18 protein-coding genes are annotated in these 20,871 nt (G+C 70.5%); 8 read left to right on the top strand and 10 right to left on the bottom strand.

The window, feature by feature from the left end; all coding sequences use genetic code 11:
- The 10 genes from ispG to FED44_RS34760 form a co-directional block, all read right to left on the bottom strand.
- Window positions 1–1,143: flavodoxin-dependent (E)-4-hydroxy-3-methylbut-2-enyl-diphosphate synthase (gene ispG, locus FED44_RS34805; RefSeq protein WP_138463331.1), on the bottom strand; the 1,143-nt coding region annotated here is incomplete at its 3' end.
- On the bottom strand, window positions 1,140–2,972 hold the full coding sequence (locus tag FED44_RS34800; protein WP_138463330.1) for a 1-deoxy-D-xylulose-5-phosphate synthase: 1,833 nt from the start codon (window positions 2,970–2,972) through the stop codon (window positions 1,140–1,142). The genes ispG and FED44_RS34800, both read right to left, overlap by 4 nt.
- Entirely contained in the window at window positions 2,965–3,384 is a 420-nt protein-coding gene (locus tag FED44_RS34795) for a DUF6917 domain-containing protein (RefSeq protein WP_138463329.1), read from the bottom strand. Before FED44_RS34795 ends, FED44_RS34800 begins: the two co-directional genes overlap by 8 nt.
- Before the next feature lie 10 nt (window positions 3,385–3,394).
- Window positions 3,395–4,312, bottom strand: coding sequence for a Gfo/Idh/MocA family protein (locus tag FED44_RS34790; protein WP_138463328.1), 918 nt, complete (start codon window positions 4,310–4,312; stop codon window positions 3,395–3,397).
- A complete protein-coding gene (locus FED44_RS34785) occupies window positions 4,309–5,418 on the bottom strand; it encodes an Ldh family oxidoreductase (protein WP_138463327.1) in 1,110 nt (369 codons plus the stop codon). Before FED44_RS34785 ends, FED44_RS34790 begins: the two co-directional genes overlap by 4 nt.
- 4 nt (window positions 5,419–5,422) lie before the next feature.
- Window positions 5,423–6,706, bottom strand: a complete 1,284-nt coding sequence (locus tag FED44_RS34780; protein WP_138463326.1) for a M20/M25/M40 family metallo-hydrolase — start codon at window positions 6,704–6,706, stop codon at window positions 5,423–5,425.
- Complete coding sequence (locus FED44_RS34775; RefSeq protein ID WP_138463325.1) at window positions 6,703–7,584, bottom strand: sugar phosphate isomerase/epimerase family protein; 882 nt, start codon at window positions 7,582–7,584, stop codon at window positions 6,703–6,705. Before FED44_RS34775 ends, FED44_RS34780 begins: the two co-directional genes overlap by 4 nt.
- Window positions 7,577–8,620 (bottom strand): Gfo/Idh/MocA family oxidoreductase, encoded by a 1,044-nt coding sequence (locus FED44_RS34770; protein WP_138463324.1) that lies wholly within the window; start codon window positions 8,618–8,620, stop codon window positions 7,577–7,579. Before FED44_RS34770 ends, FED44_RS34775 begins: the two co-directional genes overlap by 8 nt.
- Window positions 8,621–8,635: 15 nt before the next feature.
- Complete coding sequence (locus FED44_RS34765; RefSeq protein WP_138463323.1) at window positions 8,636–9,706, bottom strand: polyprenyl synthetase family protein; 1,071 nt, start codon at window positions 9,704–9,706, stop codon at window positions 8,636–8,638.
- A 162-nt stretch (window positions 9,707–9,868) separates the two neighbouring features.
- Entirely contained in the window at window positions 9,869–10,942 is a 1,074-nt protein-coding gene (locus tag FED44_RS34760) for a 4-hydroxy-3-methylbut-2-enyl diphosphate reductase (RefSeq protein ID WP_138463334.1), read from the bottom strand.
- A gap of 236 nt (window positions 10,943–11,178) precedes the next feature.
- Here FED44_RS34760 and FED44_RS34755 point away from each other — a divergent pair, with 236 nt between their 5' ends.
- From FED44_RS34755 to FED44_RS34720, 8 genes are all read left to right on the top strand, one after another.
- The gene (locus FED44_RS34755; protein WP_244302521.1) at window positions 11,179–12,333 is read left to right on the top strand and encodes a DegT/DnrJ/EryC1/StrS family aminotransferase; all 1,155 of its coding nucleotides are present in this window, start codon (window positions 11,179–11,181) and stop codon (window positions 12,331–12,333) included.
- Window positions 12,330–13,442, top strand: a complete 1,113-nt coding sequence (locus tag FED44_RS34750) for a DegT/DnrJ/EryC1/StrS family aminotransferase (RefSeq protein WP_138463322.1) — start codon at window positions 12,330–12,332, stop codon at window positions 13,440–13,442. Before FED44_RS34755 ends, FED44_RS34750 begins: the two co-directional genes overlap by 4 nt.
- A 5-nt stretch (window positions 13,443–13,447) precedes the next feature.
- Window positions 13,448–14,260, top strand: coding sequence for a class I SAM-dependent methyltransferase (locus FED44_RS34745; protein WP_167521674.1), 813 nt, complete (start codon window positions 13,448–13,450; stop codon window positions 14,258–14,260).
- Window positions 14,247–15,173 (top strand): UbiA family prenyltransferase, encoded by a 927-nt coding sequence (locus tag FED44_RS34740; RefSeq protein WP_138463320.1) that lies wholly within the window; start codon window positions 14,247–14,249, stop codon window positions 15,171–15,173. The genes FED44_RS34745 and FED44_RS34740 overlap by 14 nt, the downstream gene beginning before the upstream one ends.
- A 33-nt stretch (window positions 15,174–15,206) precedes the next feature.
- The gene (locus FED44_RS34735; RefSeq protein WP_138463319.1) at window positions 15,207–16,820 is read left to right on the top strand and encodes a class I adenylate-forming enzyme family protein; all 1,614 of its coding nucleotides are present in this window, start codon (window positions 15,207–15,209) and stop codon (window positions 16,818–16,820) included.
- A 42-nt stretch (window positions 16,821–16,862) separates the two neighbouring features.
- The gene (locus FED44_RS34730) at window positions 16,863–18,143 is read left to right on the top strand and encodes a cytochrome P450 (protein WP_138463318.1); all 1,281 of its coding nucleotides are present in this window, start codon (window positions 16,863–16,865) and stop codon (window positions 18,141–18,143) included.
- 25 nt (window positions 18,144–18,168) lie between these two features.
- Window positions 18,169–19,536 (top strand): NAD(P)/FAD-dependent oxidoreductase, encoded by a 1,368-nt coding sequence (locus FED44_RS34725; RefSeq protein WP_138463317.1) that lies wholly within the window; start codon window positions 18,169–18,171, stop codon window positions 19,534–19,536.
- Between the two features lie 74 nt (window positions 19,537–19,610).
- Window positions 19,611–20,780 (top strand): acyl-CoA dehydrogenase family protein, encoded by a 1,170-nt coding sequence (locus FED44_RS34720; RefSeq protein WP_167521673.1) that lies wholly within the window; start codon window positions 19,611–19,613, stop codon window positions 20,778–20,780.
- Window positions 20,781–20,871 lie beyond the last annotated feature (91 nt).

Here is a 20,871-nt window from a genome sequence, read left to right as displayed (position 1 = left end):
GCCCATCTCCTCGGCCAGGCGCAGGGCCTCCTCGATCAGGGTCTCGACGATCTGCGACTCGGGCACGGTCTTGATGACCTCGCCCCTGACGAAGATCTGGCCCTTGCCGTTGCCCGAGGCGACGCCGAGGTCGGCCTCGCGGGCCTCGCCGGGTCCGTTGACCACGCAGCCCATCACGGCCACGCGCAGCGGCACCTTGAGCCCGGTCAGCCCGGCCTGGACCTGTTCGGCGAGGGTGTAGACGTCGACCTGGGCGCGTCCGCAGGACGGACAGGAGACGATCTCCAGGCCGCGCTCACGCAGGCCCAGCGACTCCAGGATCTGGGCGCCGACCTTGACCTCCTCCACCGGAGGCGCCGACAGCGACACCCGGATGGTGTCGCCGATGCCCTCGGCCAGCAGCGCGCCGAACGCCACCGCCGACTTGACCGTGCCCTGGAAGGCCGGCCCCGCCTCGGTCACGCCCAGGTGCAGCGGGTAGTCGCACTGCTCGGCCAGCAGCCGGTAGGCCTGGATCATCACGACGGGGTCGTTGTGCTTGACGGAGATCTTGATGTCGCGGAAGCCGTGCTCCTCGAACAGCGAGCACTCCCACAGCGCCGACTCCACCAGCGCCTCGGGGGTGGCCTTGCCGTACTTCGCCAGCAGGCGCGGGTCGAGGGACCCGGCGTTGACGCCGATCCTGATCGGCACGCCGGCGTCGGAGGCGGCGCGGGCGATCTCGCCGACCTTGTCGTCGAACTTCTTGATGTTGCCCGGGTTGACCCGCACCGCCGCGCAGCCGGCCTCGATGGCGGCGAAGACGTACTTCGGCTGGAAGTGGATGTCGGCGATGACCGGGATCTGCGACTTCCTGGCGATCGCCGGCAGCGCGTCGGCGTCGTCCTGGGACGGCACCGCGACGCGGACGATCTGGCAGCCGGCCGCGGTGAGCTCGGCGATCTGCTGGAGTGTGGCGTTGACGTCGGCGGTCAGCGTGGTGGTCATGGACTGCACCGAGACCGGCGCGTCCCCGCCGACGGGGACCGGCCCGACCATGATCTGACGCGACACCCGCCGCTTGGCGATCGGCCGGTTCCGCACGGCGGGGATCCCCAGCGTCACCGGCCCGGGCGGGATACCGCCGGCGTGATCGTCCCTCATCTCACACCTTCCAGGATCGGAGTCGTGGTCTCCCGCTCCTTCGATCGCGGACCGGCGAGCCGGGCGCCGAGGACGCCGGCCAGGTCGTCCGCTCGAAGACCGATCTCGGCGAGCAACTCGGTTCGCGGGGCGTGTTCGAGAAAACGCTGCGGGATGCCGAAGGTATGGACGTCGGCCGGCAGGCCCGCGTCACGCGCCAGGCGGGCCACGGCGTCGCCCACGCCGCCCACCCGGCCGTTGTCCTCGACCACCGCGACGAGCCGGTGCCGGCCGGCCAGTTCGGTGACGGCCGGGTCGATCGGCTGCACCCATCGGGGGTCCACGACGGTGACGCCGACGCCTTGGGCGCCGAGGCGCTCGGCGACTTCGAGGCAGAGCCCGGCGAACGGCCCGACCGCCACGATGAGGACGTCCTCGGTGCCGTCACGGGCCAGGACGTCCACCGCGCCCACGGCGGCCACCGGGTCCGTCTCGGGCGGAAGTTCCCCCTTCGGGAAACGGACGACGGTCGGCGCGTCGTCGACGGCGACCGCCTCCCGCAGCAACCCGCGCAGGCGGGCGGCGTCGCGCGGTGCGGCCACCCGGAGGCCAGGGACCACCTGCAGGATGGACAGATCCCACATGCCGTTGTGGCTCGGCCCGTCGTCTCCGGTGATTCCGGCCCTGTCCAGGACGAAGGTCACCCCGAGCCGGTGCAGGGCCACATCCATCAGAACCTGGTCGAACGCGCGGTTGAGGAAGGTCGAGTAGACCGCCACCACCGGGTGGGCCCCGCCGAGCGCCAGTCCCGCCGCCGAGGCGACGGCGTGCTGCTCGGCGATGCCGACGTCGTAGGTCCGCTCCGGGAAGGCGGCCTGGAAGGCGGCCAGCCCGGTCGGATGCAGCATCGCCGCGGTGATCGCGACGATGTGCGGGTCCTCCGCCCCGATCTCCACCAGTTCCGCCGAGAACGCCTCGGTCCACGACCGTCCGGAGGCGCGCGTCTTCCGGCCGGTCGCGGGATCGAACCGTCCCGGCGCGTGGAACCGCTCCACCGGGTCGTCTTCGGCCGGAGGGTATCCGTACCCCTTGGTCGTCACGCAGTGGACGAGGACCGGCCTGCCGAGCGCGCGGGCCCGGCGCAGCGCCGCCTCTACCATCGCCTCGTCGTGCCCGTCGACCGGGCCGAGGTACTCCACGCCCAGTTCCTCGAACACCGGCCGGGGAGCCCTGCCGCCGGACCGGCCGGGGGCGCCCTCGCGGAGACGGGCCAGATGATCGGCGAGCCCGCCGGCGGTGGGCGAGTAGGACCGGCCGTTGTCGTTCACCACGATGATCACGGGCCGGTCCCCGGCGCCGCCGATGTTGTTGAGCGCCTCCCAGGCCATGCCCCCGGTGAGCGCCCCGTCGCCCACCACCGCCACCACGCGGCGGTCCTCGCCGCTCAGCCGGTACGCCTTGGCCAGCCCGTCCGCGTAGCTCAGCGCGGTGGACGCGTGGGAGTTCTCGAGCACGTCGTGCTCGGACTCGGCGCGGCACGGGTAGCCGGACAGGCCACCCCTGCTCCGCAGCCGCCGCAGGTCCCGCCGTCCGGTCAGCATCTTGTGCACGTAGGCCTGATGGCCGGTGTCGAACAGCAGCCGGTCCCGGGGCGAGTCGAAGACCCTGTGCAGGGCGATGGTCAACTCGACGACGCCCAGGTTGGAGCCGAGGTGACCGCCGTACCGTGCGACCGCGGCCACCAGTTCCGCCCGTATCTCGCCGGCCAGCCGCGTGAGCTCTCCGGGCGACAGCCGCTTCAGGTCGCACGGCCCCGTGATCTGATCCAGGACTCCGGATTCGTCAGCCATGGGCCGTCCCCCCGGCGGAGGCGGAGAAGACGATGACCGAACCCGGGCTCAGACCCAGACCGGGCCCCGTGAGAAGGCGGGGGGTCGAGATCAGCAGGTTGTAGTGGTTGGGGAAGTGGCAGGCGTCGAATCCCAGCAGACGACCGATGGGACGGCCGTCGACCACGACGGCGTCCCCGACGTCGAGCACCCCCGCGGAGGTGATCTCGGTGAAGCCGAGGAAGCCCACCCGGTCGACGCGATCGCCCATGCCCGCCGCCTCGTCCGTCGTCACCAGCTCGTGGATCTCGCCACGACGTACGCACCTGCTCTCGAACGGCTCGAGCACCATGCCCCGGTCGTCCCTGCGATGCTTGAGGACCTTCACGAGCTCGCTGTGCACGGAGCGCTTTGCGCCGGATTCGTCGTACAAGGAAGGCTCCTCAGGAGTGTTCCGATGCGAGTTCGTAGGCTGTCAGGACGAGTTCGAGCGCGGCCACGCCGTGCGGGTCTGCGCCTCCGGGGCCGCGGGCGGCCCTCGCGAAGTCTTCGAGGACACCGGCGTACTCGTGGAAGAGCGAGCTCTTGAAGACCGAGTATCCGGCCAGCATGTCCGCGCGGCGCTCGCTGCCGTCGGCGTACCCGACGGTCACGTCCTTGAGCTCTCCATGCTCGTAGGACCAGTCGAGCAGCACGGCCGCCGTCGCCCCCGACGGCGCGCGCAGTTCGACCGTCGCCTGCCTGTCGACACCGCTCTCGTCGTAGGAGACGTCCGACCGGGTGACGCCGACGTCGCCGAGGAACAGCCTGACGAGGTCCACGGCGTTCGGGCCGTTGTCCGCCAGGCACCCGCCTCCGCATCGGCCGGGGTCCAGGTACCAGCCGTCGTCGCCGACGTGCTCCTCGATCCGCTCGTAGTACCGCACGGTCACCGACTCGACGGCGGGAGCGCCCGCGTCGTCCGGGAGCAGTGCCAGCACGTTGCTGTTGTACCTGCGGTGGAAGGCCGTGAAGAGCGGAACGCCGGTCTTCGCGGAGAGGCGCTGCAGTTCCAGCGCGTCCTCGTGATCGGTCGCGATGGGCTTCTCGACACACACCGCCACTCCTGCCTCCAGGGCGGCACGGCAGATCGGCGCGTGGAGGTCGTTCGGCACGTTGACGACGACCGCGTCGACAACACCGCGGCCGAGCATCGTCCGGTGATCCAGATACCGCTCCACCTCGGGACCGAAGCCCGTCATCGCCTCCTCGCGGAGATCGCACACCGCCGTCAGCCGCATGTCCGCACGGCCGGGCAGGGCCGCCAGGTAGAACCGCGAGATCACACCCAGTCCGATGACGCCGATGCGCAGCTCCCTCACGCGTCCTCCCCCATCGGCGCCGGGACCGTCGCTCCCGCCTCCCCGGCGACCCGGGCGAGCTCGTCGAGAAGCCAGCCGGGCAGCGGAACCCCGAGGCGGAGGTTCTCCCGCGCCGTCTCGGCTTCCAGCCAGCCCGGATAGCGGACGGGTGAGCCGTCGTCCACGGGCGGGCACCGCACCAGACTGCCGAACAAGTGCTCGGCGCCCGCCCGGAACTCGCCGGGTTCGCGCAGGACGTCCGGGGCGATGGCGATGGTGATCACTCCGATGTCGTCGTCGCGGCCGCTCGGCCCGCCGTCGCCGAGCAGCGCCTCGGCCGAGGGGCCCAGCCCCGCCCCCGCCAGCAGCGCCGCGAGGACCTCGACCATCAACCCGAGCCCGAACCCCTTGTAGGCGCCGGCCTCCGGCCGGCCGCCCAGCCACAGCAGATGGGCCTCACCACGGTCGAAGGCCGCCGGGTCGGTCACCGGGTGTCCGTCGTCGTCCGCGAGCCACCCCTCCGGGATCCTCCCGCCCGCGCGGGCGGCCGCCCGCACCCTGCCCGTGGGCACCACGGTCGTGCTCATGTCCAGGACGAACGGGTGGCTGGGCAGCGCGGGAGCCGCGATGCTGTACGGGTTCGTGCCCAGCATGGCGACGCTCCCGCCGGGAGGTCGCGCGATGCGCTGCCGGCCGCAGTTGGACGCCGCGATGCCGATCATGCCGTGCCGCACGGCACGGGCCGAGTGAAAACCGGCGAGGCCGAAATGCGTGCAGTTGCGCATGGAGACCATGCCGATGCCGTGGGAGCGGGCGCGCTCCACGGCGATGTCCATCGCCTCGCCGGCCGCCCACAGCCCGAGCGCCCGGTTCGCGTCCACCAGCACCGAGGCCCCGCGGTCCGCGAGAACCTCCAGGTCCGCGTCGGGCTCGACCCGGGATTCGGCGAAAAGCGGGAGGTAGAGCTGTGTCAGGTTGCGCAGGCCGTGTGACGTGACTCCGGTGAGGTCGCCATGGCAGAGTGCCCGGGCGGCGACCACGGCCCGCTTGGCGGGGACGCCGCGGTGCTCGAAGACGCGCGCGACGAGGGTTGTCAGGGCCTCATAGGAGACTCGGGCGTTCCGCATCGGTTCATCGTTCCTTCCGGCTTCGTGCAAAACGAATGAGTATGCGCTCGACGCATTCCGCGAACCGTTCCAGCTCCTCGAAGCCGGCGTACTCCCCCGAGGCGTGCGCGTTGTTCCTGCCCAGCTCCCCCGGGCCGAGGACGACGGTGTGCACGCCGGGAACCTCCGCCATCCAGATGGCGTCGCAGGTGAACGCGGGCCTCTCCGGCGGCCACGAGGTGAGGCCGACCTCCCGTGACAGGAAGTCCTCACCCCAGGGATCGGTGCCGCGCAAGGCGGGCAGTCCCCGTTTCTCCCAGCGCAGCACGGTGATGTCCGGGGCGTCGGCCGCGGTCCTGCCGAACAGGGGGATGTGGGCGAACCTGCGGGAGAACTCCACGAGCCCCCGGCGAAGCTCTGTGGTCACCGCGTCCTCCCATCGGCGCGCGGTCACGGCCGAGCCGTAGGACAGGTTGATCAACAGCTTGCCGGACCCGTACACCCTGTTGTGCCGGTGACCCGTGTGCAGCCCGGCGACGCACACCGCGCCGTCGCCCGCCTCGCGTCCCAGCCTCTCGGCGAGATGCTGCGCGAGGAAACCGAGCAGCACCGTCGCGTTGTGCCCGGCCTCGGGTTCGTCGTCGACGGAGTCGGACCCGGCCACCGAGATGCCGGCGGTCATCGCCGCCGTGGCGCGCGGCAGCACCCTCATCCCGGTCGGTTCGCAGAAGACGTTGAGCCTGCCGAAGTAGCCGGACGCGACGAGCGGCCTGGTGCCGAACACTCCCATCGCCCCGCCCTCCTCGCCCGAGACGGCCTGCACCAGGACGCCGACGTCCCGGCCCACGGACGGCTCGCGGGCGCACGCGCTCCGGATCCCCGCCAGGAGCGCCACAGCGGGCCCCTTGGCGTCGATGGCTCCTCGTCCTTCGACGCGGTCCCGGCCGAGGCGTACGGGAAGATCCCCGGAGACCGTGTCGATGTGCACGTTGAACATCACGGTGCGCTCGGTGGGCAGCTCGGGGCCCAGCCGCAGGACGAGATTCGGCTGGGCGCCGAGGAACGCGGCGGGGTCGGCGCCGGCGGCCTCGTGGACCACGGCCGGCACGCCCTCCAGCGACAGCACGGCGGGGTCCGCGGGCGCGTGGTGGGCGACCTCCATGCCGAACTCCGCCGCCGCCCTCGCGTACCGCACCTGGGCCTCTCGGATCCCGCAGCCCACGTCGCTCCCCGTCTCCAGGGGCCCCGCGGTGGGAAGCCGGAGCAGATCGAGCAGCAGCAGCCGGTCGGCGCCGGATAGACGACTCATCGCGGAGCGCCCCCCACCGGCCGCGTCACCTCGTCGCGGATGAGCTCCTCCAGACGGCGCGCGTAGGTCACGAAGGGGCCGAGCCTCTCGTGCCCCGCGCCCGCCAGCCCCTCGTGGGGCCGCACGCGCAGATGGGGTTCGACGCTCCAGACACCGGAGTAGCCCCGGGCGACCAGCAGCCGGAGGCAGTCGGCGACGCGGCACTCGCCATCCCCGGGAAGCGTGTACACGGCGGCCGAGGCCGGCCCCCGGGCATCCTTGACGTGCACGTGTGCCACGTGGTCGACGATCTGCCGGAGCAGGTCGTAGCCGTCGTACTCGTACTCCACCCCGTTTCCCATGTCGAAGAGCAGCCGCAGTGCCGGACCGCCGACCGTCTCCAGCATCTGGAGCATGCGCGAGCCGTCCCGTCCGGCCCAGCCCGCGCAGTTCTCGTGCAGGAGCACGACTCCCGACTGCTCGGCCTCCGCGGCCAGGATCCGCAGCCGCCTGAGCGCCTCGTCACGCCAGTCGGCGTCGTCCAGGCCGTCGTTGGGGTAGGACATGATCCGCACGTAGCGGGTGCCCAGTTGCCCGCACCTGCGGGCCAGCGTCCTGAGCTCGGTCAGGTCGGCCTCCAGGTCTCCCGTGATGGGGCGCCCCCAGTTGGCGATCCGGGAGTCCAGGCACACCGTCGACATCCGCGCGTCCGACAGGGCCTCGGCCACCCGATCGAAGTGGCGGTCGGACAGGTCGGCCAGGGGGATCCCGTCGACGGTGCGCAGTTCGATGGTGCGCCAGCCGACCAGCTCCAGCGCCCTGATCTGTTCCAGGATCGTCGAGCCGGCCTCGTCTCCGATTCCGCTCAGCCGGATACCCTCGGCGGGCGCTTCACGCATTGCTCGGCACCACCTTTAACGTGGGCAGTCCGTTCGGAGGTCCGCCGAGCCCCGATCCGCGGCAGATTGCCTTGGCGTCGTCGAGCAACCGCACCACTCTCAGGTTGAGCGCGAAGTCGCGGTCGGTCTCGTCCTTCTCGGCGAACCGCCGATACACCCGCAGGATGAACTCGGTGAGCGAGTCGTCCACGAAATGGTTCTCGGCGACTCCCGCCGGCGTCGAGATCACGGTGCAGGCGAACGGGTCGTTCTCGCTGGCGGGGTAGTGGCCGACGAATCTGCCTCCGGTGAACTGGAGGGTCAGCCGGCGTTCCCGGACGAGCGCGGTGAGGTTCGAGAAGATCCGGGTGCGCGCCGCCGCGTGGCGGAGCGTCAGACGCCCCGCGCCCATCGTCGGGACCACTGACTGATCCACCCGCATGTCGCTCCAGGAGGCGGCGGCCACCTCCGCGTCTCCGGCCAGCGAGAGGGCCACTCCGACGGAGTGCGGCGGCTCGACGTCGAAGACCGTGAGGTTCTCGGTGCTCCGCAGGGTCCGCTGGAACCGCGGCTTGCGCTGGGCGAACGACATCGTCCGCAGTTCGCCGAGCCTGCCCGACTCGATTAGGTCACGGGCCCGCCGGGTGAGTTCGCTGTCCAGCCAGGGAGCGACCACGATGATCTCCAGGCCCAGCGTCGTGCGCAGTTCGGCGATCGTCTGCGCGGCGGCGGCGTCACCGGCGAGGGGCTTTTCGATGAGCAGCCGTCGGAAGCCGAGTTCCGCGAGCCGGCGAACCGTGTCCACCCGCTGCTGGGGCGGGGTGCAGACGTGCACGACCGTGCATGCCGGATCGATCAGGTCGGGCGCGTGTTCCAGCACGCGGATCACTTTGACGCCGGGCGGCACGGCGGCCGCGTCACCGCGAACGTCCCAGCCCAGCGGGGGTTCCGGCGAGAACAGGGATCGGTGCAGCGGATCGGATTTCAACCGGTGCAGCACAGGCCAGTGCAGGCCGATGCCGGAACGGCCCATGCCGATGATCAGCGTATGCAACAAGGGATTCGTCCCAGTTCAGTGGTCGCGGTAGGCGACACGATGGGCCATCTCGATCAGTTCCTCGCGCCATTCCCGGTCGAGCGGCGCCTCGCGGATCACGGCGCAGGCGTCGTCGACGAGTTCCTGGATGAGCCGTTCGACGTCGTCGACGACTCCGCACTCGCGGAGCAGGGTGTGCAGCCGCTCCGCGGCGTCGTGCTCCCGGGCGGGCGCCCCCACCAGCTTCCGCACCCGGTCGTCCTTCTCGGCGGCCAGCGCGAGCAGGAGCGTCATCTTGTGCCGCGCGGCGTCCAGGCCCGTCGGCTTACCGGTGATCCCGCTGTCGCCGGTGACGTCGATGAGGTCGTCCCTGAGCTGGAAGGCCTCACCCACCAGGGCGCCGTACCGCTGGAAGACCCCGTTCAGGTCGGTGCGGCCGGCGACGGCGGCACCCAGGGTGAGTGGGCGGTGGATGGTGTAGTGCCCGGACTTGCAGACCGCGATCCAGCGTGCCGTCCGCACGTCCATCAAGGCCTCCGCCGCGGCCAGCACGTCGAGGAACTGACCGACGATCATCTCGGTGCGCAGCTCGGTCCAGATCTGCCGGGCGGCGGGAGGCAGCTGCGCGGCCATGCCGTCCGCGTACACGTGCGCGAGGTCACCCGCCAGGATCGCGACGCCCTCGCCGTACCTGCGCGGCTCCCCGAGCATGCCTCTGCGCAGGTGGTCGCTCGCATAGGTGCTGTGAACGGTCTCGGCCCCCCGCCGTACGGCGGAGTCGTCCAGCACGTCGTCGTGGATCAGCGCGAACACGTGCAGCAGCTCCAGGGCCGCCGCGGCGCGCACGACGTCGTCACCGCTCCCGGGATCACCGCCGGCCGACAGATAGCCCGTCACGCAGAAAGCGGGGCGCAGGCGCTTTCCGCCGGCGTCCACGATGCGCCGCACGGACGCCACCAGCTCCGCGGGTCTCCCGCCGGCCGCGGTCCACTTCTCCGTCTCCAGATCCAGCAGCCGGTGGATCCGGTCCTCCGCGTCCGCGACAAGCCGACGCCGTAACTCGGCCGCCTCGGTTCCGGCCGGGGGGCTCGTGGTCGACAGGGGCATGACATGCCTTTCTCGGAGGTGAGTACGGGCTCAGTCCTGTCCAGTGCGCTTCTTGCGCCCGACGCGTTCGCGCGTGCGGGTCATGCCTCGCCGAGTCGTCGCTCTCGGCACGCCGGACGCCGTCGCGCGGACGGCCCCGCCGCCGCGGGATCCAGCGCCCTCCTACTCTTCGGGGACGCGCGCCGCCCGGCCGGCGGACAACTGGGCGGGTGGCTTGAAGACCACGTCCTCGACGGCTGTCCGTGCCGTCTCGATCTCCAGGTAGCCCAGCCGCCCCAGCCGCCCCAGCAGTTCCTCCACCAGGACCTCGGGCGCGCTCGCACCGGAGCTCACCCCCACGGTGCGGACTCCATCCAGCCAGCCCTCGTCCAGCGCCTCGGCCTCCGGCACCAGGTAGGCGGGGACGCCCAGGCTCCGCGCGACCTCCACCATCCTCAGGGAGTTGCTGGAGTTCCGGGAGCCGACGACCAGCACCAGGTCGCTACGGGCCGCCACGGCCTTCACCGCGTCCTGACGGTTCTGGCTCGCGTAGCAGATGTCTCCGGTGCCGGGCGCCACGATCGATGGGTACCTGCGGCGCAGCGCCTGGACGATGTCCTCGGTCTCGTCGACGGACAGCGTCGTCTGGGTCAGGAAAGCGAGCGGAGCGGTGCCGGGCAGCTCCAGGCGGGCGACGTCCTCGGCCTTCTCCACGATGGTGATCTCGTGGGGAGCCTCCCCGTAGGTCCCCTCCACCTCCTCGTGTTCCCGGTGCCCGATGAGCACGATGGAGCGACCGGCGTCGGCGAACCGGCGGGCCTCCTGGTGGACCTTGGTGACGAGCGGGCAGGTCGCGTCGATGACGTCGAGCCGCCTCGCCTCCGCGTTGCGCCGCACCTGCGGCGCGACGCCGTGCGCGGAGAAGATGCACACCGCGCCCTCGGGGACCTCGTCCTCGGAGTCCACGAATACGACTCCACGCCGGCTCAGTTCGGCCACGACCCGGTGATTGTGCACGATCTCCTTCCGCACATAAACAGGCGGCCCATGAATACGCAGCGCTTCTTCCACAACGGTGATCGCCCGCCGTACCCCTGCGCAGAAACCGCGCGGCTCCGCGAGTATCACCTTTTTTGCGACGCCGGCCGCGTCAGCCGAACTCGCCTCGTGCTCCACCCTGCCCGTCCCCCGAATTCGCGTGGCCGATACGGCGCATGAAAAGAACACCCCGGTGGAGATGTCCTCCTCAGACTGCATGCGGCATTCGGCCCGGTCAACAGGGGAGATCACGGATAGCAGATGAATGGCTCGCCAGCGAAACAGCCCTGCTATGGCCTGCTATGCCCGCCCTGATATTGCTATGCCACTGCTATTGATCGCGCAGGGGGCGCTGCATAGCTTGGGCCGCGGATTCACCTGTCGGATTTCTCCAGCGCACGGCAACTCGGTGGGGGTGTTAGTTGAGCGGCAGAGATGTCCTCTCCGGCGGTACCGTGAAAGTGCCGTTCTTCGACCAGGCCGAGACGTTCAGGAAGGCCTGGCCGGCGATCAGCGGGCATGTGGAGGAAGTGTTCGACCGCGGGAAGTTCTCCCACGGCCGGAAGGTCTCCGAACTCGAGAAGGCCGTCGCCGGGTACACCGGGGCCCGGCACGCGATCGCGGTCAACAGCGGGACCGACGCGCTCGTTCTCCTGCTTCGTGCGGCCGGGATAGCGCCGGGCGACGAGGTCGTCGTCCCCGCGTTCAGTTTCGCGGCCTCGGCGACGTCGGTCGCGCTGGCCAGGGCACGACCGGTCTTCGCCGACATCGAGCCGGAGACCTACGCCCTCGACGCCGCCTCGGCCGCGTCCGTGATCAGCGAGCGGACCCGGGCGGTGATGCCGGTCCACCTCTTCACCCAGATGGCGGACATGGACGCCCTCCGCGTCCTGGCCGCGAACCATGGCCTCCTGGTCGTCGAGGACAGCGCCGAAGCCATCGGCATGCGATGGAACGGTGTCCACGCGGGATTGCTCGGGGCCGGCGGCGTCCTGTCCTTCTTCCCCACCAAGACCCTCGGGGCCCTGGGCGACGCGGGGATGATACTCACCGACGACGACGAGATCGCCCGTCTCGCCGGAATCCTGCGCCACCACGGCCGGATGGGCAAGACAATCGACCACATCGCCGGCATCTCCAACCTCTCCGGCGTCTCGGGCACCAACAGCAAGATGGACGACATCCAGGCGGCCGTGCTCCTGGCCAAGCTCGCCGGGCTGGACGCGCAGATCGAGCGCCGGGCCCGGTTGGCGACCGCTTACACCGAGCGCCTGCGTGACGTGCCGGGCGTGACCCGCCTTCCGACGATCGTGAAGCGGACGTCGGACACCAACCCCGTCTTCTACGTGTTCGTCGTCGAGGCCGACCGGAGAGACGACCTCGTCCGGCACCTGACCGACCGGGGTGTCGGCACCGAGGTCTACTACCCGATCCCCCTGCATCTGCAGCCGTGCTTCTCCGCCCTGGGGCACTCCCCCGGCGACTTCCCCCACGCCGAGCGGGCGTGCGAACGGACGGTGGGGCTGCCCTTCTACCCGGATCTGCCGGAGTCCGCCGTCGACATGGTCTGCGACGCCGTACGCGAGTTCTACACGGGGAGGACCGGATGATCCCCTTCTTTCCCCCGGACCTGTTCGAGGCGGACCGGGAGGTGATGCTGAAGATCCTCTACGAACTGGGCACCTCGCCGGAGCAGAGGTTCATCCTCGGCGAGTCGACCGCCATGCTGGAACAGGAGATCGCCGACCTGACCGGCGCACGCCACGTCATCGCGTGCGGGAGCGGCACCGGCGCGCTCACCCTCGCTGTGCACGCCGCCGGCATCGGCCCCGGAGACGAGGTCGTCGTGCCCGCGTTCTGCTGCCAGCCGGTCGCGAGCACGGTCGCGAACCTGGGCGGCACGGTCGTGTTCGCCGACGTCGACCCGCTGACCATGGTGATGGATCCGGATCACGCCGAGAGCCTGATCACTTCGCGCACCCGTGCGATCATGCCGGCTCACGTTTTCTCGATCATGGCGGACATGCCGCGCTACCGGCGGATGGCCGAACGTCACGGCGTCGCCCTCATCGAGGACGCCGCCGTCGCGCAGGGCGCCGTTCTGGACGGGCGTCAGGCGGGTTGCTGGGGGGACCTCGGAGTCGTCTCGTTCTTCCAGGTCAAGGCGTTCGGCACGGCGGGGGAAGGCGGCATGGTCTTCACCGACGATCCGGACCTCGCCACGATCGTGCGGCAGCTGCGCAACCATGGCCAGGACGGGAAGCATCGCTTCCTTCACCATCGCATCGGATACAACAGCAGGTTCGACGAGGTCCTCGCACGCTTCCAGTCACACCGGCTGCCGGGCTTCGCCGAACGGCTCGAACGGCGCGCGCGGATAGCCGACTACTATTCCGAGCGCTTCTCCGAATTCACCGGCAGAGGACTCGTCCCGCCGCCCAAAGGCCGCAACGGCCGGTGCTACTACGTGTACTCGCTCCTGGTCGAGCGGCGAGAGGACCTGCGGGCCTACCTCACCGAGCGCCAGATCGGCACCCATATCTACTATCCCGTGCCCCTTCCCCTGCAACCGGCCTTCTCGGCCTTCGCCACGCCCGGCGAGTCCTGGCCGAACGCCTCCCTGGTGAGCGCCCGCAATCTCGCGATTCCGATCTGGCCTCACCTGACCGACGAGCAAGTGGAATACATAGCCGACTCCGTCTGCGAGTTCTTCGAATGAACGATGTGAGTGTCTCGGAGGGCGTCGCCTACGTCTACGACTCCGATTGGCAGCTTGAGACCAGGCGGCTGCTTGCGAACCAGGTCATCTGGGACGCCGGGACCATCGACCATCTCGAACGGCTCGGCGTGCGAGACGGCTGGCGCTGTCTGGAGGTCGGGGCCGGCTGCGGCTCGATCGCCGGGTGGCTGGCGGACCGCAGCGGGCCCGGCGGCCGGGTGGTGGCGGCGGACCTCAGCACCGAACGTCTCGGATGGTTGGCCGGGCGCGGCGTCGAGGTGTGGCGCCACGACGTACGCTCCGATCCCCTGCCGGCGGAGGCGTTCGACCTGATCCATGCCCGGATGCTGCTGCAGCACCTGGGAGAGGGCAGGGACGCGGTGGTACGCCGGCTCGCGGGGGCACTGCGCCCCGGGGGGTTCCTCTACGTCGAGGACACCGATCCCAGCCCGGTCTTCCGCGGCACGGCCAAGGACGCGCTGTCGGCGGTCAAGGCCGCGGGCTACCAGATCATGCGGGAGGCCGGGTTCGACGACCGCGGCGGCCAATCCGACATCGAGACGCTGTTGCGGTGCGGCTTCTCCGACGTCGTGGCCGACGGCCGGGTGGCGGTGATCAGGGGTGGCAGCGCGGAGGCCGAGAACTACCTGCTCTGGCTCGACTACCTGGCGCCCAGGATGAGGGCGGCCGGCCTGGTCGGCGACGCCGGGATCGCGGCCGCGCGGAGGCTTCTGCAGGACCCGGACCACCGCTGGCTGAGCCAGGTGATGCTGTCGGTCGTGGGACGGAAGGGCGGTCGCGCCGATGACGGCCACTGAGCCCGTCAGCGGCGGGGTCGGAGCGTACGCCCGCCTGGCGAAGCTGGCCTTCTTCGACTTCTACCTGTCGACCCTGGTGGTCTGGACGCTGCTCGACCCCCACAGCCGCCTGACCACCCGCGACCTGGTGGTGCTGTCGTCGCTCACTCTGGCGTGGGTCATGATCGTCGCCGCGACCGTGGCCTTCGACGACGTCACGGGCTTCCGGGACGGCAGCGACCGGCGCAACTACGCGCCGGACCAGGTCGCGCTCCGGTCCCTCAGGCGCAAGCCGCTGCTGATCGGAGAGATCAGCGTGGCGGCGGCCGTCAGATTCGGATACCTGACGACGCTGGGAGCGGTGGTTCTGCTGGCCGCCGCCTACGCGATCGCGCCGTACCGGCCCGGCTACGTCGTCGGCCTCATGGTGGTGGTGGTCGCCGTGAGCGTCCAGTACTCCTACGGCCTGCGGCTCAGCTACCGGCGCGCGCAGGAGCTCGTCCTGTTTCTCAGTCCGGCCCTCACGGTCGTCATCCCGACGGCGCTGCTCACCGGGCGGCTGGAAAGCCGCACCCTCGTGGAGGCGGTGCTCTTCGGCCTGTGGAGCCTCCTCATCTCCGTCTACTCCAACCTGAACGACATCGAGGGCGACCGGCTCGCGGGACGGAAGAACGTGGCGACCACCGCCTCACCCGAGGGTTACCGCGTGTTCCTCGTCGTGCTCACCGCGGCCGAACTGGCGGTGATCGTGTACGGCGCGGTGCGGGTGCCCGTCCTCGCGGTGGCGCTCGCGCCCTCGGCGGCCGTGCGGGCCAGACAGCTGTACGGGTGGGTCACCGCGCCGGACGCCCTCACGGCACGCAAGCTCGGGATCAACGCCCTGCGGCTCGGTGTGGCGGGGCTGTGCGTCGCGAACCTGCTCACTGTCGGTTGATCCCATCCCGTCGACGCGCGGCAGAGAGGTGTCATGCCCAGGAAGCGCAAGAACCCCAGGAACCTCGGCCTGCTCTTCGAGACCCATCGCGGAGCGACCGCTCCGGTCTTCGAGCTCAGCAGGCCCTTCGACCTGCACCCCGATGGGGGGACGACCTACCGCGTCGGCCGGCTGGCCGATCTCGTGGCCCGGACCTCGGCCGCGTTGCACGCCGCCGGAGTGCGGGCCTCGGACAGGGTGGCGATCTGCAAGGCCAACCACTTCGACGTGGTGCTCCTCGCCGCGGCGGCCGCCCGGATCGGTGCGCTGCCCGCGATGATCTCCGACACCGTGCCGCCGGAGGCGCTGCGGACCCTGCTCGGGCGTCTGGAAGCCAAGGTGCTGGTCGTGGGCGACCAGGTGCTCGCCGGCGCGACCCGTGAGGGCGTCGCACTCGACGACGGCGGCGTCCGCCTCCTGACCGTGGGTTCCGGCGACGCGCCGGCGGGCTCCCCGCCCAGGCTCGCCGGCCTCATGGACGGTCCCGTCCCGCCGGCCCGGCCCGTTGCGGACGACGAACCGATGATCTGCACCCACACCTCCGGGACGACGGGTGTGCCCAAGCTGGTCGTCCACTCCGCGAACACCCTCGGCGGCGTGATCACCAGGCTCGAGACGATGCGCATCCCCTACCTGTCGACCCGGCCCGACGACACGATCGCCGCCTGCATCGCGTTCGTCCACGGCCGCAGCGCCGTCTGGGCCTTCGCGCAGCTCGGCCTGCCGCCGGCGAAGGCCGTCGTGCTCGCCGACTCCGACCCCGAGAGCGTGATCGCCACCCTGCGCGAGCACCCGCCGACCACACTGGAGGCCTGTCCCAACATCTTCCAGCGCTGGGAGGCGCTGCCCACCGAGCACCCGGAGCTGTTCTCCCGGATCCGCGCGTACCTCAACACGTTCGACCTCGTCCACCCGCGAACCGTACGGAGCTTCCTCAACGCCTCGCCGCGGCGTGGCGTGGTCTGGGGGCAGAGCTGGGGGCAGAGTGAGACCGGCCCGGTGACCCTCGGGATCTACACCAGGCGCTCGGTGCGCAGGTCCGGCATCAGCGCGGTGACCAGCGACGTGGGACGCCCCATTCCCCTGGTCACCAAGGTGCGGGTGGTGGATCCGAAGACACGGCGCCCGGTCCCGCGCGGGCAACAGGGCATCGTGCTCGTCCGCACGAAGGGACGCTGCCTCACCTATCTGGGCGAGGCGGACCGGCACGCGGAGAAGAACTGGGACGGGTACTGGAACACCGGTGACATCGGCGTCCACACCCGGATGGGGAAAATCATCCTGATCGACCGCGAGGTCGACTCGCTGCCGAACATGAGCGGCATCGAGGTCGAGAGCCTGCTCCTCGACCGGCTTCCGCAGGCGACCGAGGTGATCGTGCTCGGGGTCCCCGGGCGCGAACCGGTGCCGATCATCAGCACGGTCTCGGGGGAGCTGGATCCCGGCACCTGGGGCCGGGTCACCGGGGACCTGCCGCCGATGGAGCAACCCAAGGTGATCGCGTGGGAGGACTTCCCACGCACCGGGACGTGGAAGGTCCGGCGTCCCGAGCTGAGACGGCGGCTGCTCCACAGCTCGGAGACGTTCGGCACGGGCGCCTGGACCTGATGCACCGGCCCTCTCAGCATCGCGGGAAGGAGTGATCCGACGATGTCCGCTCTGCGTTTTCCGGACCTCTCGGAGATAGATCTGTCGGACGTCGGCTTCTGGAAGCTGCCGTACGAGGAACGCGACGCGGCCTTCGCGTTGCTTCGTGAGCAGGACGATCCAGTCTTCTTCAAGGAACTGCGGTTCCCGCTGCTGAAGAGCGGGGAGGGCTACTACGCGCTCACGCGGCACGCCGACGTCGTCGAGGCGAGCAGAACCCCGGAGGTCTTCAGCAACGAGCCCTGCGCCAACACGATCGTCGACATGCCGGGATACATGGCGCGGTACTTCGGTTCGATGATCAACATGGACGACCCCCGGCACGCGCGGCTCCGGCGCATCGTGTCGCGGAGTTTCACCCCCCGCAAGCTCGCCGAGCTGGACGCCTACATCTCGGACACGGCACGGGAGATCGTGGAGCGCGTCGAGGAAGACGGGTGCCGTGATTTCGTGACGCAGGTGGCGGCACGGTTGCCGGTTCGCGTGATCTGCCGGCTGATGGGGATCGCCGAAGACCGGCACGAGGAGATTCTCGCCCAGACGAACGTCATCCTCGCCGGATACGACCCCGAGTACCTGGGCGGTCCGGTGGATCTCTCGCTGCTCTCGACGGCCCGCATGCTGGGCCGCTGGTACGTGGCCGGCAGGCGGTTGCACCGGCTCGCGTCGGACCTCGGCCGGCGGCGCCGCAAGGCGCCGACCGGCGACCTCACGTCGCTGCTGGTCCACGCCAACATCGACGGGGAGCGCCTGACCAGCCAGGAACTGGGCTCCTTCTTCATCCTGCTCGTCGTGGCCGGCGCCGAGACCACCAGGACCGCGATCGCGCACGGGCTGAAACTCCTCACCGACCACCCGGACCAGCGGAAGCTGCTCCTGTCGGATTTCGACCGGTACATCCCCGGCGCCGTGGAGGAGATCATCCGTTATTCGTCACCGGTCATCCAGTTCCGCCGCACCGTGACCAGGGATCACGTGATGAACGGACACCGGTTCCGCAAGGGGGACAAGGTGCTCCTCTTCTATCCCTCAGCCAACAGGGACGCCGAGGTGTTCGAGAATCCCGACAGGTTCGACATCACGCGAACCCCCAATCCGCACGTGGGCTTCGGAGGGCACGGGCCGCACTACTGCCTGGGGACCAACCTGGCGAAGCAGGAGATCAAGGTGATGCTCCGTGAGCTTCTGCGCCGGTACCCGGACATCCGCAGTGTGGGGGAGCCCGACCGGCTCTGGTCGAACTTCGTGAACGGCGTCAAGCACCTGAGTTTCGAGATCTCCTGATGGAGCGGCGGGGAGGCGGTCCGCGTTGACCGGCAGGCGAATGGGCGAGCGGGCGATCGTCCTCGGTGGTGGCATCGCGGGGCTGTGCGCAGCCCACGTGCTCTCACGGTTCTTCGGCGAGGTAACGCTCGTGGAGCGGGACAGGTATCCGGACGGCCCGGTCTGGCGTCGCGGCGTTCCGCATGGCGGCCACGCGCACAACCTGTTCCAGTCGGGGCTGGCGGCCCTGGAGCGGTTGTTCCCCGGTGTCGAGCGGGAACTCGTGGCGCAGGGAATGCGGCGGGTACGGATGCCCGAGGACGTCCTGCTCCTCACTCCGGGCGGATGGATGCCCCGTTTCCGAGGTCGGCACATGATGCTGGCGGGGAGCAGGGCGCTGCTCGACCAGGTGGTGCGGACACGTCTGGAGCAGGCGGGCCGGGTGCGCGTCCGTGAGGCCGCCGAGGCGACGGGCCTGTGCGCGGAGGACGGCAGGATGACCGGAGTGCTCGTCCGGGAACGGAACGCGGAGAACGACGGCTGGGGCGAGCCCGCCCGGATGCCCGCCGATCTCGTCGTCGACGCCACCGGGCGTCACTCACGAGCCCCGAAGTGGCTCGAACGACTGGGATACGGCACCCCGGAGGAGATCGTCATCGATTCCAGGACGGTCTACGCGACCTGTGTCTTCGAACGGCCGGAACTCCACGACGGCGGCTGGGAGAGCGTACTCATCCAGGCGACCGGTGACTCCCCCCAGGCGGGAATCCTGATCCCGCTCGAGAACGGCAGGTGGCTCGTCTCCCTGGCGCTGGTGGGCGGGCGCCCGGCCCCCGCGGACGTCGAGGAGTTTCGCGCGGCCGCGGCGACCCTGCGCAGCCCCGTCATCTCGGACGCCGTCAAGGGCGCGGAGCCGCTCACACCGGTGAGCTCCTACGGGGTCACGGAGAACAGATGGCGGCGTTTCGACGCCATGCCCCGTCTGCCCCGGCGCTTCGTCCCCCTCGGGGACTCCGCGGGATACCTCAATCCCTCCTACAGCCAGGGCATCTCCGTGGCGGTCCGCACCGCGCTGGCTCTGGAGACGGCGCTGCGCGAGGAGCGGTCGATCGACGAGGCGGTGGCCTCCCTGCGCCGGAAGGCCGCCGAGATCTTCGAGCCGGCGTGGAAGATGTCGGTCGGCTCCGATCTCAGGTGGCTGGGGCCCATGAAGCTGCCGCTGCGCAGCCGTCTGCTCGGGTGGTACATGCAGCGACTGCTGGAGGTCGCCGCGAGGGACAGGCGGACGGCGCTGGCGTTGCTGGACGCCCTGCACATGACCGGTCCGGGAGCCGCGCTCTTCCGCCCGCTCGTCGCCTTCGCCGTGCTGCGCGGAGGGCGGGGCGACGACCTCGTCCCGCCAGCAAGACGATGAGCCCCTCTCCCGCGCCGAACGGGATGACATCGGCGGCCTCCGCAAAGGGTCGCCGTACAAGCCAGGAGGACAGTATGACTGACCATGCCGAACTGCTCGATCGCGCTCGGCGCATGGTGCCGGCCCTCAGGGAGCGTGCCGCCGAGGCCGAACAGCGGCGCGAACTACCTGAGGAGACCCTGAAGGAACTGCTGGCCGCGGAGTTCCACCGGATCTTGTTGCCGCGGCGGTACGGCGGCTTCGAACTGGGCCTGGAGACCGCTTTCGCGGTGAGCCGCGAACTGGCCCACGGCTGCACGTCCACCGCCTGGGTCTCGACGATCTACACGATCCACAACTGGATGATCGCGATGCTGCCGGAGAGGGCGCAGGACGAGGTCTTCGGCGCGGGCGACCCGGTGCTGCCGGCTGGGACGCTCGCCCCGACGGGCACCGCGAGACAGGTGGACGGCGGTTACGTGCTGAACGGACGCTGGCGCTGGGGTAGCGGGATCCAGCACGGCACGCACGCGCTCGTCGCCGCCCAGATCGAGATCGGCGAGGACGTCATCGAGCGGCGGATGTTCCTCGTGGGCGCGGCCGACCTGGTGGTCCACGACGTGTGGTTCACCAGCGGTATGTGCGCCACCGGCAGCAACGACATCGAGGCCCGGCAGCTGTTCGTACCCGACTGGCGGACGATGCCGACAGCCGGGCTGCTGAGCGGCGAGACGGCGGGGACGGAGCTGCACGACCTGCCCGCCTACCGGATGCCGGCGATCCCGGCGGTCGCGCTCTCGGCCGCGGGCCCCTCCCTGGGCACGGCCGAGGGAATGCTCGCCTCGTTCGAGGAACTCATGCGCAATCGGCGCCTCGCCTACAGCGGGGCACGCTATGCCGAGGCCGTGGGGGCGCAGCTGCGGCTCGGACGGGCTACCGCCGAGCTCCAGGCCGCCCGCCTGCTGTTCGACGAGACCGTGCGCTGGGTGGACTCGACGTACGAGCGTGGAGCCTCGCTCGACCTGGACGGGCGGGCCCGCTGCCGTCTCATCGCCGCCCACGTCACGGACGCGGCCGCCTCCGTCGTGAACCTCCTCGTCGAGGCGGCGGGAGCGAGCTCCCAGTTCCTCCACTCTCCCTTCCAGCGAGCCCAGCGGGACGTCAACACGATCAAGAGCCACATCGTCTGCGACGTCGACGGTGCCCGCGAACTGTTCGGGAAGGTCCGGATGGGACAGCCGCTCCAGCCGGGAACCCTGGTCTAGGGAACCGGCGAGCTCCACGATCAGCGCGACCCGCGAGCTGCCCCAGGCCCATCCCTCCCGAGCGCCGTCTCCTCGGGCGCCCGCGAGGCCA

It is taken from the genome of Microbispora triticiradicis (assembly GCF_005864065.1).
In the GTDB taxonomy this organism is placed as follows: Bacteria; Actinomycetota; Actinomycetes; order Streptosporangiales; family Streptosporangiaceae; genus Microbispora; species Microbispora triticiradicis.
Note: the sequence above shows the minus strand (reverse complement) of the source record. Positions and strands in the feature narration are given on the sequence as shown.

What these genes read in the sequence shown, in the direction of transcription:
- FED44_RS34800 (WP_138463330.1), bottom strand. Translation starts at nt 2,972, where the DNA reads ATGGCTGACGAATCCGGAGTCCTGGATCAGATCACGGGGCCGTGCGAC.
- FED44_RS34785 (WP_138463327.1), bottom strand. Translation starts at nt 5,418, where the DNA reads ATGCGGAACGCCCGAGTCTCCTATGAGGCCCTGACAACCCTCGTCGCG.
- FED44_RS34780 (WP_138463326.1), bottom strand. Translation starts at nt 6,706, where the DNA reads ATGAGTCGTCTATCCGGCGCCGACCGGCTGCTGCTGCTCGATCTGCTC.
- FED44_RS34775 (WP_138463325.1), bottom strand. Translation starts at nt 7,584, where the DNA reads ATGCGTGAAGCGCCCGCCGAGGGTATCCGGCTGAGCGGAATCGGAGAC.
- FED44_RS34765 (WP_138463323.1), bottom strand. Translation starts at nt 9,706, where the DNA reads ATGCCCCTGTCGACCACGAGCCCCCCGGCCGGAACCGAGGCGGCCGAG.
- FED44_RS34760 (WP_138463334.1), bottom strand. Translation starts at nt 10,942, where the DNA reads ATGCAGTCTGAGGAGGACATCTCCACCGGGGTGTTCTTTTCATGCGCC.
- FED44_RS34750 (WP_138463322.1), top strand. Translation starts at nt 12,330, where the DNA reads ATGATCCCCTTCTTTCCCCCGGACCTGTTCGAGGCGGACCGGGAGGTG.
- FED44_RS34740 (WP_138463320.1), top strand. Translation starts at nt 14,247, where the DNA reads ATGACGGCCACTGAGCCCGTCAGCGGCGGGGTCGGAGCGTACGCCCGC.
- FED44_RS34735 (WP_138463319.1), top strand. Translation starts at nt 15,207, where the DNA reads ATGCCCAGGAAGCGCAAGAACCCCAGGAACCTCGGCCTGCTCTTCGAG.
- FED44_RS34730 (WP_138463318.1), top strand. Translation starts at nt 16,863, where the DNA reads ATGTCCGCTCTGCGTTTTCCGGACCTCTCGGAGATAGATCTGTCGGAC.
- FED44_RS34720 (WP_167521673.1), top strand. Translation starts at nt 19,611, where the DNA reads ATGACTGACCATGCCGAACTGCTCGATCGCGCTCGGCGCATGGTGCCG.